Below are 14,418 nucleotides of genomic sequence, written 5' to 3' on the forward strand. Positions count from 1 at the left end.
CGGTGAGTAACGCAGTAAGAAACAGCCGGTGCATGTCACCGACCTATGCCTTGCCTGTGATGGCTTCAAATTCTGATCGCCTTGCTGCGAGCGGTTCGTGGAACCGGCCCTGCGCAACAAGGCAGCGGTTGGATTACCGGGACTGTTCCAGATGATGCTTGATCAGCAGATCTGTTTCCAGCAGGGGCAGGCCGACCACGGCGCTGTAGCTCCCCTCGATGCGGCTGACAAACTTGCCGGCAATGCCTTGAATCGCATAGGCACCGGCCTTGTCACAGGGCTCACCCGTGCGCCAGTAAGCCTCGATCTCGGCCTCGTCCAGCTTGCGAAACGCCACATTGGTGGTGACCAGCCGCACGTCGCAACGCTCCGGGGTGGCCAGCGCCACCGCCGTCATCACCTGATGCACCTTGCCGGAGAGCGCCTCCAGCATGTCCTTGGCGTCGAGCAGATCGGACGGTTTCTCCAGCACCCGGTCACCCAGCACCACTATGGTGTCGGCGCCCAGCACCGGCAGCGCCGTGGGTGCGGCGGCCACGCCAGCCGTGGCCTTGTCGCGGGCCAGCCGGCAGACATAGTCCTGGGGCTTCTCGCCCTCTTCCCGCTGTTCCGGTACATCCAGCTTGAGTACCTCGAAGCGGTATCCCAGCTGGGTCAGCAGTTCATGACGGCGGGGCGAGCCCGAGGCGAGATAGAGTTGCAGTTCGTTGTGCTTGTTCATAATCACTTCGCGAGCCAGGGTACGGTTACAATGAGTTGTTTTTACTCATATTCACTTGATATTGAAGCGCCGGCGCACCTTGCGCAAGACCAGGAAAACCCAGGGCCATATTAGCATCGTGCTCAGGGTCGACCAAAAGTAGGCAAAATTGAGGCTGGCACGGCTGAACAGGTGCTCGGCCCAGAAGATGGTCACCTTGCCCACCAGCGAGAGGCAGCCGATGATCAGCGCCTGTTGCCAGAGGGAGAAGTTGCGGATCTTCTGGAACTGGAACGCCGCCAGATAGGTGGTGATGGCCATCGCCATGGCCCGCACGCCGAGGGTGCTGCCGAGCAGCACGTCCAGCAGCAGGCCCGCCACCCAGGCGGTGCCGACGTTGGTCCGGTGTGGCAGCGCCAGCGCCCAGTAGATGAGCACCATGGCGAGCCAGTCCGGCCGGAAGGGTTCGAGTTGGAAAGGAAGCGGCAAGATCGACAGGCTAAGGGCCAGCAGGATCGAGATCCAGATCCAGATCCTGCCGCTGGCGGGTTGCAACATCAGCGTGTCGCTCCCGCAGCCGAAGGCGCCGCAGCCGCGGCTGCCGCAGGGGTCGGCGCCTCTTCATCGTCATGCACTTCCGGTTTCTTGTCGGTCCACAGCAGCAGCAGATAGCGCAAGCGGTCCAGTGCCACCAGCGGCTTGGCCTCGACCTGGGCGAAGGGCTTGCCCTCCACGTAGTCGGAGCGGGTCACGGTCGCCACCGGATAACCTTCCGGGAAGCGGCCGCCAAGGCCCGAGGTGACCAGCAGATCGCCGACCTGGACGTCGGTGTTGCGCGGCAAGTTGCGCAGCTCCAGCTTGTCGAGCTCGCCGCTGCCGGAGGCAATGGCGCGCAAGTCGTTGCGCAGCACCCGCACCGGGATGCCGTGGCTGGAGTCGGTGATCAGCAGGACGCGGCTGGTGGTGGAACCCACGTGCAGCACCTGACCTATCACCCCCTGATCGTTGATCACCGGCTGGCCGTTGTAGACACCGTCCAGTGCCCCCTTGTTGATCAGCACCTGATGGCTGAAGGGGTCGGAATCCACCGACAGCAGCTCGGCCACCATCTTGCGGGACTCCTTGTGCACCGGCGAACCCAGCAGCTCGCGCAGGCGCTGGTTCTCGTGCTCCAGATGATCCATCTTGAGCAGGCGCGAGCGCAGGGTGAACAGCTGTTGTTCCTGCTGCTTGGTCTGCTCGATGAGGCCGGCCCGGGTCTGCACCTGGGTCGACATGGTATCTAGCATGATACCCGGCGCATTGGCCATGTATTGCAGCGGGCTGACGAGCGAACTGAGGTAGACGCGGACGTGGCTGAACACACCGAAGCGGGAGTCCGCTACGATGGCAGCAATGGAGATGATGACGGCGAGAAACAACCGTAACTGAAGCGAAGGGCCTCTACCAAAAATGGGTTTCATGGGTCGTCAAAAAAGAGCCGGCACGCTGGCCGGCTTTGGGTCTTATTCGTAGTGGAACAGATCGCCACCGTGCATATCGATCAGCTCCAGTGCCTTGCCGCCACCACGGGCCACGCAAGTCAGCGGATCTTCGGCAACCACCACCGGGATGCCGGTCTCTTCCATCAGCAGACGGTCGATATCTTTCAGCAGGGCACCACCACCGGTCAGCACCATGCCGCGCTCGGAGATGTCGGAGGCCAGCTCGGGCGGAGACTGCTCCAGTGCCACCATGACGGCGGAGACGATACCGGACAGCGGCTCTTGCAGCGCTTCCAGGATCTCGTTGGAGTTGAGGGTGAAGCTGCGCGGCACACCTTCAGCCAGGTTGCGACCACGCACTTCGATCTCGCGCACCTCTTCGCCCGGATAGGCGGAGCCGATCTCGTGCTTGATGCGCTCGGCGGTGGCTTCCCCGATCAGGCTGCCGTAGTTGCGGCGTACGTAGCTGATGATGGCTTCGTCGAACTTGTCGCCGCCGATACGGACGGACTGGGAGTAAACCACACCGTTCAGGGAGATGATGGCCACTTCGGTGGTACCACCACCGATGTCGACCACCATGGAACCGGTCGCTTCGGAGACCGGCAGGCCGGCACCGATGGCGGCAGCCATGGGTTCATCGATCAGGTAGACCTCGCGGGCACCGGCACCCAGAGCGGATTCCTTGATGGCGCGGCGTTCCACTTGGGTGGAACCGCACGGCACGCACACCAGCACGCGCGGGCTGGGGCGGAAATAGTTGTTGTCGTGAACCTGCTTGATGAAGTGCTGCAGCATCTTCTCGGTCACGTAGAAATCGGCGATCACGCCGTCTTTCATCGGGCGAATGGCGGAGATGTTACCAGGGGTACGACCCAGCATCTGCTTGGCGGCATGACCGACGGCAGCGACCGATTTGGCGTTCCCGCGCTCTTGGCGAATGGCGACAACTGAGGGTTCGTTAAGGACGATCCCTTGATCTTTTACATAGATCAGGGTGTTGGCAGTTCCCAAGTCGATCGACAGATCGTTGGAAAAGACGCCTCTGAGCTTTTTGAACATGGCTACGGGAAATCCTAAGAATTTGGAGGTGCAGAAAACCGGCTAACTTTACCAATGCCCACCCCAATCGGCAAGCGCTCAAACTGTCGCCAACCCATCAGGCGCGACAAAAATGCGAGTCATCACTCACCCGCACAAGCCGACAAACGCTAATAAACAAGGGGATAGGGGGGCGAAGTTGACAGATCCGCCCCAACTCCCCGCTCAGTGCATCACTTCGCGCCGATAAATAATTCTGTCATTACCCCGGCTGGAGCCGAAAATGGCCTCACCTTGCAGGGTAGCCGGATCAGACAGCCAGAGCGGTTGTGACGGCTGTTTGCTCAAATCGACCCGGTAGGGAATGCGCACCGAGATATCCGGATTGGCGAACTGGAACAGGATCTCGCCATCGGTTGCCTGTGCAGAAGCCCCGCCCGGTGCCGAACTCCCCAACCCCAGCTTGATCTTGCGGCCCGCCCCCAGACTCAGATAGCGAGTGGCTGCATCAAACGAGTGGCTCGGGTTAAGGAAGCGGATGCCGTCGGCGGCGAGAGAGAGCCGGGTACATTGATCTTCCTTGTTCGGCTGCCAGTTGCCCGCTTCGTAATATTGCATCTTCAGCGGAATAGCCAGCGGCGCCGAGGCAACCCCGGCTTCAGTCCCGGCCAAAAGGCGGCCATACAACAGTTTTTGAGTGCCCAGCCGCACCGCATCACAACTAGCCCCAGCGCAGGATCCTGCTACAGCCGCATTAATATTCGGATTCGCCAACAGCGTAGTACCGCCATCCTTATCATCGACTTTGATACCAAAGCTCAACGTGGCAAAAGGTGCTTCTGGACTAGTAGCACGATCAAAGCGGGTATTCAGCCCGAAAGGTGACTGCTGATTCACGCTCGCAATACCACTTGCCCAGCTGAGCGTCGGAGCTTGCGTGATACGTCCTGAACGATCCACCCCATCGAGGGCATTGGCAGCCACCATCTCAGCAACCCCTTTAGCGAACGCCCCCTGATAGTTCTGTGTCGTCCCTTTCTGCAGATTACGCGCAGTGAGGGCAAAGCCGCTGGCAAAGGGCTGACTCATATATGTAAAGGCATTGCAGGCAGGCGTGATAAAACCACCACTCAAACTGTAATCCCAAGGGACAAAACGACCGATTGGCTCACTCCATCGCAACACAGTCTCAAGTTGGAGTAATTCATCCTGATAAGCGGGATAAGGCACAAAATTGCTGACGCCTAACTGAATCACCCCTACCTCCGACCAATTCGCCACCACATTATTTGCCACTCCATTCGCCAACGAGATTGCAGTTGGCGAGAATGTTCCGGTGCCGCCAGCTGCCGGCGCTAACAGCGCCCAAGAGATCGCCTTATTACTGGTCGCAAAGCCAGGGGTTAGCTGATCCTGCTCATTGAGGGCACGCGCTTGCAGAGTAAAGGACTCGCCCGCTTTACGATAGACAGGGCATGCTGCATATGTGTTGTCGTTACTGCCCGAGCAGCTACTTTGTCCTTGTGCCTGGAGTGCGATCGCTTTAGGAATCACAGCAACCGTATCACTACCGGTCAGCTTAAGGGTGCCGGTGACATCATTCTTCTGGAAAGTAGCATCCAGTCGCAATACCCCCGCATCCGGATATTGCAACGTCAACTGACCAACCCCGTTGCCGTCAAACAGTACGTTAACGTTCCCACTTGGCGATATTGTGCTGCCATTGATCGTCGGCACTGCATTGCTGGCAGTATCAGACACGACCTTGGTAGAGCCGAATTGCAGAGTCTGATTTCCTGTCAATAATGGAACGCATACCTTGGTTGCTCCAACATCGCTGGATTTAATGGCTCGAATCGTCGAGTTTGTTGAACTACCGGCATAAAAGGTGGAGAAATCAAACTGCAGAGCTGCATCGGAAAAATTCATAGAACAACTGCTATCAAGTACACCATCGCGATAACAACGTAATAACGCCGAGGGATTTGCGCTTGATAACCCAATGACAACATTCTTGGCAGCCAGAGAAGATAATGTGACATCAGCCGTCCCTGCACTACCCAAGCTGACCGGATTACTACTCCAACCGTTGCCAGGTGTCATGCTGATAGTGGCATTGCCGTTATAAAGTTGACTACAACTGTTATCACGACACGCAGCCAACCGAACCCGTGCGGGTTCACACGTCAATGAGGAAGAAGGATAATAAACCTCATAATGGTCAACAACCGCCGTAGCTGTACATTGGAAAGATTGGCTATCGATGCGCGAGTTATTGCCTAACACCACGGATTTACCATTCACGCGCCCTATTAAATATGAAGCAGAAGATAAGTTAATAGTTTTAGCTGAGCTATCTGCTTGATAGACCATCCCGGATATGGTTGAACCATTAGATAAATCTGCACTATCATAAACAACCATCAGTAACTTACTGATGTCACCAGAAATATTTGAGCCAGGACTGTTAATGTAGCTGGCCGATCCCATATCTAGATTTTTAACAAATATACGAACCGGGCCATCAACAATGATCGATGTATCATTATTCATCTTCAATGTTTCGATCCAGTAATCGCCAGCGGCCAACTTCACCGTATAATCTCTACCTCCACGCCCACTTCCCAAGTCAAGAACTTTAATGCTAATACCCGAGTTCTCGATATTTATTTGTGACTGATGAGCAGTGCTAATTGTCCCAAACTGATTGCCCTCCACGGCAGTGAGAAAACGCGTTTCGGCAAAACCAACGGAAATGTTACTACCTGCACTTAATGGAAACCGGGAAGAGGGCGCGTCAGACCAGCTATTTACCATACCTGCAGCAACACAAGCGCTATTATCACAGTTTAGACCAGATGTACCTTTTATCTGACCATTAGGACCGTATCCAAGGCGGCCCCCTTGAGAACCAAATAACTGCCCTGCCGTATAATTCGTCTTCCCTGAGAAGTCAATTCTGTCGCTACTTTCTCGACCTTGAGCTGGATAAGGGAAAACCTGTACACATAAATCATCAAGTACAGGAATATCATTTTTAGGCGTGTAACGCAGGATCATATCATCCCAGCTTATATCATCCCTGTCTCTGGCATTTACTGTTTCGATCCATAATTCGTAATTACCAGCAGCAAGCTCATAGTTTATATTCCAGTTGACATCCCCGTTGTTATTGAAGTAATAAACCAATGGTGTATATGCACTACCAACTGGACGAATGAACATGCGCGAACCGTTATTCACCCCCCAATCACGTAAGTTATATAACGTGAGTGTATTCAATTGTGATCGCTTATTAAGCGTAAATTGATGTGAAATATAATTGCCGCTGGGTGTGGGTGGATACCAACGAGTGTCATCAGTATTTTCACCTATATGGGAACGTTCAATAAAATGGAACGCTGTCGTAGCACCATTGGTAACCAATCTTATATCTTTAAATGCAAAATCATCCCAGTCTCTACAATAAGGGTCATACGCCCCCCAATAGTATCCATTTGAAAAACAACCACCCCAAACAGCCATCTTGTACTCACCGGGGTTTAGCAACCATCCACCATAACGAGATACCCTATCCCGTGAATAGTCATTAGCCCTCTCATTCAGCACTACATTTCCTAGGCTGTCCCAAATAACAAAATTAGCTCCTGCATCCAAACCAGTAGCGCTCTCAAGCCGGAGTTCGGATAAGGTCACAGGGTGACTAATATAAAAATGGATAGGGTTGACAGGTATGTAAGCCGAAAATCGAGTCGAAACCAAGGTAGTTGGACGAAGGGCATTACTTGTATTATCACCAATCAAATACTGTCCAGGTAAAACAATATCTGCTCGAGCCAACGGAGAGACCAAAAGCAGCAGCCATAGCAAAAAACACTTCATTTTTTGGCTCATATCTGGCCTCCATCATAAGCTTCAACCAGCAGGGTTCTGCTCACGGAAAAATCAGGGTTGGCACTGTTGAGGTCCGTGTTACCACAGGTGCCGACACTCTCGAGACGGTAGCCATTGGTCACAGATCCGTTATAGGTCACTGGCACCGTGGCACAACGAACCACAGCCCGACAGTTGGTCAGCCCGGGATTACTGGCAAAGTTCAGTGTGCTGGTTACTTGGCACACCGCTGGTGGCGTCGGTTGAGCAAGTGTACGGTTGGGGAATAGTCGATAGAGCGCCACTTCCAGTCCACTCTGGGCAGCCAGCAGGGCGCGCACGCTGCGCACCTCCACCGTATTTTTTTCGCCGCTATCAACCAGAAAACGGCCCATGGCAGCAGCCAGCAGCGCCATTACCACAATCACAAACAGGGCGATCATCAAGGCGCTGCCTCGCATCCGTCCGAACGCATGTGGATCAGGGCACATTGAACACCTCTATCTTGTGGTTGAAGGTGACCGACTCCCCCTTGCGATCAAAGATAAAACGCATGCCAAACTCCCCTTCGGCGTTAAACGCCGAGGCTTCCCGATAGAAGGTGCCAATACGAAGGGAATCGGCCATCAACACGCCTTGCGCGGGTAAAGATGCACCAATGGCCGCGGTAGCACGGGTCAGCGTGTTTCCTTCTACACAATAACGTACCTGCTGCTTGGCAAAGTAGACACGGCTGCCTGGAGAGAGGCCAGCCAGACTCTCGGTGCTGGTATAGCGGATGGTTTGCGCACCGGAGACGGGAGTCAGCACATCGGTAACCTTGGCCACACAACGGCCATAATCGCAGCCTGCCGTGAGCGAACCGGCATTTTTGTCCGGCACGGGGAAGACGATCAGCTGATCATCCTTTGTAACGGCGGTGGCATCCATATCCAGTGGATTGGCCGTAGAGGCCGGGGTCGCCATCACCAGTTCAAGGGTGGCCGTGCTCCCCGACATGGCGCGGTTAAGCGCAAAATAGCGGCTGGAGGTACTAATTGGCCAGAACCGCAGACAGGCACCCGAGTCGACCCATGTCCCGCCAGTCGTCTCGATCCGCTCCGATCCCGGCACCGCATCGCGCAGTTCGCGGTTAAGCCGCTCCATGGCGAAGCGGGCATCGCTCATCAACTGCTCACGGCTGCTGGCATCGTCATAAATCTGGGTACCGATACCAATAAACTGGCTGGTAAAGGTCGCCATGATCCCGAGCAGCAGGATAACCATCACCAGCTCGACCAGGGTAAAGCCACTGTTATCCCGAGGTTTGCGGTAGGTTCGATTAGCCGGTAGGCATAATCGAACGCCGGAAGTGGTTACAGGCGCGGACATTCGACCAGGCAAGCAACCCCCGACAGCGGAGCGCTCCATCAGTAGTTCCCCCGATAAAAGGAGAAGTCGAGCACGCTCTCATTCGGCAGTTTGATCTGCAGATCGATTCGTTTGCCCACAGAGCAGTGCGCAGCACAACTCTTGAAGCTGCCATCGCTAAAATCTGCGGCGCTTACTGCAATCCTGACCTGATAGTTGCGATATTCATCATCATTATTCGTAACCCAGCTGGTTTGCGTAAACCGGCTGGCCTGCTGCCAACTGCCCGCGGTATCAAAATCATCCACATCGTTATAGGTGTAGGGCTCTGACTCGCCGGTGCCATCAGGACCATAGCTGCTGGAACAAGGGGAGATGGTCACCCCCGCCACCTGCTCGCCACAGCGATAACGGCCACCGTTATGATCGGAGTTTTCATCAAACGACTTTTGCAGGATCTCGCCGGCCAGCCGCTGGGCCAGCTGGGCGGCTCGCACCTGCTGTACCGGATCCACTGCCTGTGGCGCCTGATTAATCAGCAGCCCCAGAATGCCGGTCAAGGCCACCGCCAGCAGCACTATGCCGACAATCAGCTCAATCAGGGTAAAACCGCGCTCAGGGGCTCTCATGGATAAACCCCTCGGATTCAATCTTGATGCGGCTGGTTTCGCGACCATCACTCACCAGCAAGGTACAACCGGCAGCGCAAGTGCCCCGCGGTCGCCCCATCTGATCGAAGCGCAGCACGAAGTTGTTGTTGCTGTTCAGGGAAAGATTGATGCCTTCAGAGACGGTTACCAGCCGCCCCCTGGTGCGCAGATTATCGGTCCAGCCACTGCTCAGATCATCGCTGGCAGGACACGCAGCATAAGTACGGTGGGCAAAACGGGGAGAGGCCACCACCAGCTGGGTACAGCGGTCGGCAGGCTCATGCATATTGACGGTCTGTACCAACCGCAGCCGGGTCAGCAGCTCGTCACGCACGGTTTGAGTTTCAAAGCCGCCTTTGCCCAGCCATTTGGGCACGGCAAAGGCGGCCAGAATCCCGAGTAACAGGATCACCAGTACCAGTTCAATCAGGGTAAAGCCTTTGGTGGCAGGCATTGAGTCATAGTAAAAGCGAGGCCAAAGCCTCGCTTTCGATGCAACTGTTAGGGGGCAACACATTTGGCATTAGCACCAGTACCAGTAACAGTACCTTTCACGACCTTGGCTGCAACCGTCTCACCGCTGGCCTCGGTATAGATCACGCAAGGGGTGCCAGTAGCCGCATTACCGTCTTTATCTGTCGAGTAGAACTGATAGGCTGCTATGCTGCCTTGAGTAACAGTTAGCCCCGCTCCTTTCCAAGCGCCATCGAGGCTGATCGCCTTTTCAATTCCAGCCGCATCAGCGGTCGGATAACCGTAGCTAGTCGTTACGGCCCCCCCAGCAGCATCTACTGCAGGGTTGTCAGCTTTTGGTTTCTTCTCTTCACCTTCGAGGGCAGACTTACTGTAAACCAGCTGCATTGCACTACTGACACCCGAGAGCACGCCATCTGCCGCGGCCTTCTTGGCATCATCCTGCAGATTCAGGAACTTGGGAGCAGCGGTCACTGCCAGGATACCCAGAATGATGATCACGATGACCAGTTCGATCAGGGTAAAACCCGCCTGTTTTTTCATATTACTTTCCTCTGTCAATTGATATTGGTGGTCACCTGACCGGAAGCCGGACGGTAACTGAAACTCATGAATGCATCAGTACTACCTTGCGGATCCTGATACTTGCCATCACTACCCTTACTCAAACTATTGACCAGATAGTAGCGGCAGACCGAGTCCAGGCCGTTATTGGTCACACTGACATAGTATTTCAGGTCATTGCCGCTACCACGCACCTCGCTGAAGCTGGCGGTAGCCTTGGGTGGATTCTGCAGCAGACCCTCCCAAATCTTGAGACAGCGCGGGGCCGTCAGGTTGGCCGGATCCACGTCGATACCGCCACCGGCCGAGGTATCCATGGGATAGCCGGGCGACAGCTCGCCGTTGCTGACCTGGGTGTCGGTCGGCGTGGTCAGATAAAAGCGTGAACCGTCATAGAGCACTGTGTTGAGGCTGTCCTGCTTGGCGCGCCCTTCGGCCTCCCATTGAGCCCGCACCAGCGACACGCCGGTGGCAAACCCGCCGGAAACCCCCTCCACGCTGGCTTTCTTGGCTTCGTCCGTGACATCGAGAAAACGGGGCAAGGCGGTGACCGCCAGGATCCCCAGGATGACGATGACGATCACCAGCTCGATCAACGAGAAACCCTCCGCCCGATGGGGACTCGCCACACCGGAATATCTTGGTACCAGTCGCGTTGTTGTCATGGACCCTCCGTAATAACCCACATTATTTCATGCAGATATAAAAAAATCATTTAGCTGAATCGCAAAACAAGCCTCATTCAGGGCTTTTGGTGCACTCTGCCGTCAGAAAATTGATAAATCAGCCAATTATTCTCCCAGCCGAACTGGCACCCTTCACCATCCAGGCTCGCCAAGGACTGCACCGGCGGCTGGGTGGACGCCGTGGTACCAATGAGTTGCTCCCACAGCCAGCGGCAGTTTTCCGACGGCGTCATCATTGTGCCGGCACCCAGTGGCCAGCCACGCTCATCAAACTGCCAGGCCATCCCATCGGCATGCAGCACGGCAGGACGCCGCTGATCGAGCCAGAGCCCATGCAACCTTTGTGCACGCTCGGCAAATTGTTCCCCCAGCAGGGTCAGGCTGACGGCCAGCGCCTCCTCCCGGTGGACAAGATAGCTCCGGGCCAGGGTCGCCACCATGATCAACAACAGGATCCCCACGGCCAGCCGCCGATAGCTCCCCAGCCAGTGATCATCCTGTTGTGACTGTCGACTCACCCATCTCGCTCCACACTCTGCCGCTTATCCACACCGCCCGCCTCAGTGACCGTAGAGATACCGGTTACTTGCCGCGTACGGCCCGCATCATGTCCCACATCGGCGTAAAGATACCCAGCGCCAGGATCAATACCATGACCGCCACGATCCCGATCAGGATCGGCTCGATCCGGGCGGTAAGGCTCTTGAGGTCATAGTCCACCTCCCGCTCGTAATACTCGGCCGCCTCGTGCAGCAGATCATCGACCTGGCCGGTCTCTTCCCCCACCGCAATCATCTGCATCACCAGCGGGGTGAACAGGCCGCTGCTGCCGGCGGTGCGCAGCAGACTCTCACCCCGCTCGATGCCGGCCCGCATGTCGCGGATCCGGCCCGCCATCCAGGCGTTGTCCACCGCATCGGCCACCAGGCTCAGCGCAGTGTTGAGCGGCACCCCGGCCTTGAGCATCATGGAGAAGCTGCGGGCAAAGCGGGCCAACAGGGAGCGCTCTATGATGGTGCCGACGATCGGCAACTTGAGCTGCCATCTGTGCCAAGTCAGCTTGCCCTTGACCGTGCTCACCCAGCGCCGCCAGCCAAACACCATGGCCAGCAACACGCCGAGCATCGCCCACCAGTAGTGCACGAAGAAGTGGGAGGTGGCGAGCAGGATCCGGGTCGCCAGCGGCAACTCGACGCCAAATTTGGCGAACATGCCGGCAAAGACCGGGATCACCATGATGTTGAGGATCACCATGGCGATGCCGATGGCAATCAGCACGAAGCTGGGGTAGCGCATGGCGGTCTTGATCCGCTTGCGGGTTTCCAGCTCCAGCTCGAAATAGTTGGCAAGCTGCAAGAATGCCTCTTCCAGCTGGCCCGTGTTCTCCCCCACGTGGATGATGGCCACGAACAGGCTGCTGAACACCCTGGGATGGGCCTGCATCGAGCTCGACAGCGGCCGGCCGTTGCCCAGATCCTCTCCCAGCGCGTGCAGCGCCCGCTTGAGCGGCTTGCTGTGGGCACTCTCCTCCAGCCCGGCGATGGCACGCAGGATGGGGATGCCGGCCCGGGTCAGGGCATACATCTGGCGGCTGAACACCACCAGTTCGTCCAGCCGCACGCCCCGCTCCAGCAAGAGCGACCAGTCGAGGGCGGCCGCCTTCGCCTTGCCGGGCTTCAACTCGGTCGGCATCACACCGCGGCGCATCAACTGCTCGGCCGCAGCCATCTCGTTGGCCGCGTCCACCACCCCGCTGACGGCATTGCCCTGGCTGTCGCGCCCCTTGTAGGCGAAGCTGCTCATGGGGTGCCTCGCGCCAGCCGGCCGTGTTCATTGCCGATGAAGTTGGTCATCACTTACCCCAGGTCCTCCGCCAGCCGCAGCACCTCGTCCACCGAGGTGATCCCCTGGCGGGCGTAATCGAGCGCGGTCAGCGCCAGCGGCCGGTAGTGCGGGTGCTGGCGGGCCGCCTTGGCAAACCCTTCGGTGTCGTTGCGGCGCAGGGAGTCCATCATGGGCTGATCCAGCTCCAGCAGCTCGTACACCCCGATCCGGCCGGCATAGCCGGTGAAGTTGCAGCTCTGGCAGCCGCGCCCCTTGTGATAGACGTGCTGGCCCGGAGCTTCGCCGGAGAGCACGGTCAGCCAAGTGGCTTGGCCTTCATCCGGCGCCTTCTCCTCGACGCAGTGCTCGCACACCCGCCGCACCAACCGCTGGGCCACCACGGCCCGCAGCGCGCTCGCCACCAGATAGCCGGGGGCCCCCATGTCGATGAGGCGCAGGGCGCTGGTCACCGCATCGTTGGTGTGCAGCGTGGTCAGCACCAGGTGACCGGTGATGGCGCCGCGCAGGCCGATCTCCACCGTTTCATTGTCCCGCATCTCACCCACCAGCAGGATGTCCGGATCCTGACGCAGGGTGGAGCGCAGCACGTGGGAGAAGGTGAGCCCGATCTTGGGATTGACCTGAACCTGGTTGACCCTGGGCAGCCGGTATTCCACCGGATCTTCCACCGTGATGATCTTCTGGCTGGCCTGGTTGAGCTCGGAGAGAGCGCCGTAGAGGGTGGTGGTCTTGCCGCTACCGGTTGGGCCCGTCACCAGGATCATGCCGTGGGGTCGCTTGAGCTGGCGCCGGAAGCGGGTCAGGATCTCCGGCGGCATGCCGGTCTCGGTCAGCGACAGGATGCCGGAGGATTGGTCCAGCAGCCGCATCACCACGGATTCGCCGTACTGCACCGGCATGGTCGACATCCGCACATCCACGTCGCGGCCGCGCACCTTCATGTTGAAGCGGCCATCCTGCGGCAGCCGCTTCTCGGAGATATCGAGGCCGGCCACCAGCTTGAGGCGCAGTACCAGCGCCTGGGCGATACGCACCTCGCTCAGGATGTTCTCGTGCAGGATGCCGTCGATGCGCTGGCGAATGCGCAGCACCTTCTCGTCCGGCTCGATGTGAATATCGGAGGCTCCCACCTGCACCGCATCCTCGAACAGGGAGCGCAGCAGCTTGGCCACCGTCGCCTCCCCCTCGTCGCCGGCCCCCAGATTGCTGGAGCCCAGCTCGAAGCCGGCGTCCTGATACTCCTCGTGTAGCTGTTCGGCGAAGCTCTCTATTTCGCGGGTGCGACGATAGAGGCGGTCGAAATACTCCAGCAGCTGGCCTTCCCGCGCCACCGCCAGCCCCATCTCCCGCGGGCGCAGCAGCGCCGCGATGGCGTCGAGGGCGCTCAAGTCGGCCGGATCCGACATGGCCACCGTCACCTTGTTGTCGGTGAGGTTGACCGCCAGCGCACGATAGCGGCGCGCCTGCACTTCCGGCAGCAGCGGCACCGCCGACGCATCTATGGTGAGGTTGTTGAGATCGAAGAAGGGCACATCCAGCTGGCGGGCGAGAAACTGCAGCAGTTGCACCTCGCTGATGAAGCCGAGATCGATCAGGGTGGTGCCCAGCTTGCGGCCGGTCTGACGCTGCTGCTGCAGGGCGAGCTGCAGCTGATCATCCGAGATGATCTGCTCTTGTACCAGCAGGTCGCCGAGGCGCATTTTCAGTCTGGGTTGTGCCATGCAAACTCCAAAAAAGTGATCCCGGCCGCC

Annotated in this window: 14 protein-coding genes; all 14 read right to left on the reverse strand. The window is 57.7% G+C overall.

The window, feature by feature from the left end:
* Positions 1-133: 133 nt before the first annotated feature.
* The 14 genes from PG899_RS12210 to mshE all read right to left on the reverse strand — a co-directional run bounded on the left by PG899_RS12210 (position 134) and on the right by mshE (position 14,388).
* Complete coding sequence (locus PG899_RS12210; RefSeq protein WP_011704377.1) at positions 134-721, reverse strand: Maf family protein; 588 nt, start codon at positions 719-721, stop codon at positions 134-136.
* Between the two features lie 51 nt (positions 722-772).
* Positions 773-1,258: a rod shape-determining protein MreD gene (gene mreD, locus PG899_RS12215; protein WP_005308115.1), complete on the reverse strand. Its 486-nt coding sequence runs from the start codon at positions 1,256-1,258 to the stop codon at positions 773-775.
* Positions 1,258-2,163, reverse strand: coding sequence for a rod shape-determining protein MreC (gene mreC / locus PG899_RS12220; RefSeq protein WP_270697393.1), 906 nt, complete (start codon positions 2,161-2,163; stop codon positions 1,258-1,260). Before mreC ends, mreD begins: the two co-directional genes overlap by 1 nt.
* Positions 2,164-2,205: 42 nt before the next feature.
* Positions 2,206-3,246, reverse strand: a complete 1,041-nt coding sequence (locus PG899_RS12225) for a rod shape-determining protein (protein ID WP_005308111.1) — start codon at positions 3,244-3,246, stop codon at positions 2,206-2,208.
* Positions 3,247-3,450: 204 nt separating this feature from the next.
* A complete protein-coding gene (locus tag PG899_RS12230; protein WP_270697394.1) occupies positions 3,451-7,119 on the reverse strand; it encodes a DUF6701 domain-containing protein in 3,669 nt (1,222 codons plus the stop codon).
* Complete coding sequence (locus tag PG899_RS12235; protein ID WP_270697395.1) at positions 7,116-7,541, reverse strand: MSHA biogenesis protein MshP; 426 nt, start codon at positions 7,539-7,541, stop codon at positions 7,116-7,118. Before PG899_RS12235 ends, PG899_RS12230 begins: the two co-directional genes overlap by 4 nt.
* 37 nt (positions 7,542-7,578) lie before the next feature.
* Positions 7,579-8,508: a PilW family protein gene (locus tag PG899_RS12240; RefSeq protein WP_270697396.1), complete on the reverse strand. Its 930-nt coding sequence runs from the start codon at positions 8,506-8,508 to the stop codon at positions 7,579-7,581.
* A complete protein-coding gene (locus PG899_RS12245) occupies positions 8,508-9,077 on the reverse strand; it encodes a prepilin-type N-terminal cleavage/methylation domain-containing protein (RefSeq protein WP_158198173.1) in 570 nt (189 codons plus the stop codon). The genes PG899_RS12240 and PG899_RS12245 overlap by 1 nt, the downstream gene beginning before the upstream one ends.
* Positions 9,064-9,552, reverse strand: coding sequence for a prepilin-type N-terminal cleavage/methylation domain-containing protein (locus tag PG899_RS12250; RefSeq protein WP_158198174.1), 489 nt, complete (start codon positions 9,550-9,552; stop codon positions 9,064-9,066). The genes PG899_RS12245 and PG899_RS12250 overlap by 14 nt, the downstream gene beginning before the upstream one ends.
* A 47-nt stretch (positions 9,553-9,599) precedes the next feature.
* On the reverse strand, positions 9,600-10,115 hold the full coding sequence (locus PG899_RS12255) for a prepilin-type N-terminal cleavage/methylation domain-containing protein (protein WP_270697397.1): 516 nt from the start codon (positions 10,113-10,115) through the stop codon (positions 9,600-9,602).
* Between the two features lie 14 nt (positions 10,116-10,129).
* The gene (gene mshB, locus PG899_RS12260) at positions 10,130-10,801 is read right to left on the reverse strand and encodes an MSHA fimbrial major subunit MshB (protein ID WP_270697398.1); all 672 of its coding nucleotides are present in this window, start codon (positions 10,799-10,801) and stop codon (positions 10,130-10,132) included.
* A 77-nt stretch (positions 10,802-10,878) separates the two neighbouring features.
* Positions 10,879-11,340 carry a hypothetical protein gene (locus PG899_RS12265; protein ID WP_270697399.1) on the reverse strand — a complete coding sequence of 154 codons (462 nt, stop codon included), beginning with the start codon at positions 11,338-11,340 and terminating at the stop codon, positions 10,879-10,881.
* Positions 11,341-11,404: 64 nt separating this feature from the next.
* Entirely contained in the window at positions 11,405-12,625 is a 1,221-nt protein-coding gene (gene mshG / locus PG899_RS12270; RefSeq protein WP_270697400.1) for an MSHA fimbrial biogenesis protein MshG, read from the reverse strand.
* A 53-nt stretch (positions 12,626-12,678) separates the two neighbouring features.
* Complete coding sequence (mshE, locus tag PG899_RS12275) at positions 12,679-14,388, reverse strand: MSHA fimbrial ATPase MshE (protein WP_270697401.1); 1,710 nt, start codon at positions 14,386-14,388, stop codon at positions 12,679-12,681.
* Positions 14,389-14,418: the final 30 nt, after the last annotated feature.

The organism is Aeromonas sp. QDB39 (genome assembly GCF_027707585.1).
Classification (GTDB): Bacteria; Pseudomonadota; Gammaproteobacteria; order Enterobacterales; family Aeromonadaceae; genus Aeromonas; species Aeromonas hydrophila.

Coding starts and splice junctions, on each gene's coding strand:
- PG899_RS12210 (WP_011704377.1), bottom strand. CDS start 721: ATGAACAAGCACAACGAACTGCAACTCTATCTCGCCTCGGGCTCGCCC.
- mreD (WP_005308115.1), bottom strand. CDS start 1,258: ATGTTGCAACCCGCCAGCGGCAGGATCTGGATCTGGATCTCGATCCTG.
- mreC (WP_270697393.1), bottom strand. CDS start 2,163: ATGAAACCCATTTTTGGTAGAGGCCCTTCGCTTCAGTTACGGTTGTTT.
- PG899_RS12225 (WP_005308111.1), bottom strand. CDS start 3,246: ATGTTCAAAAAGCTCAGAGGCGTCTTTTCCAACGATCTGTCGATCGAC.
- PG899_RS12230 (WP_270697394.1), bottom strand. CDS start 7,119: ATGAGCCAAAAAATGAAGTGTTTTTTGCTATGGCTGCTGCTTTTGGTC.
- PG899_RS12235 (WP_270697395.1), bottom strand. CDS start 7,541: ATGATCGCCCTGTTTGTGATTGTGGTAATGGCGCTGCTGGCTGCTGCC.
- PG899_RS12240 (WP_270697396.1), bottom strand. CDS start 8,508: ATGGAGCGCTCCGCTGTCGGGGGTTGCTTGCCTGGTCGAATGTCCGCG.
- PG899_RS12245 (WP_158198173.1), bottom strand. CDS start 9,077: ATGAGAGCCCCTGAGCGCGGTTTTACCCTGATTGAGCTGATTGTCGGC.
- PG899_RS12250 (WP_158198174.1), bottom strand. CDS start 9,552: ATGCCTGCCACCAAAGGCTTTACCCTGATTGAACTGGTACTGGTGATC.
- PG899_RS12255 (WP_270697397.1), bottom strand. CDS start 10,115: ATGAAAAAACAGGCGGGTTTTACCCTGATCGAACTGGTCATCGTGATC.
- mshB (WP_270697398.1), bottom strand. CDS start 10,801: ATGACAACAACGCGACTGGTACCAAGATATTCCGGTGTGGCGAGTCCC.
- mshG (WP_270697400.1), bottom strand. CDS start 12,625: ATGAGCAGCTTCGCCTACAAGGGGCGCGACAGCCAGGGCAATGCCGTC.
- mshE (WP_270697401.1), bottom strand. CDS start 14,388: ATGGCACAACCCAGACTGAAAATGCGCCTCGGCGACCTGCTGGTACAA.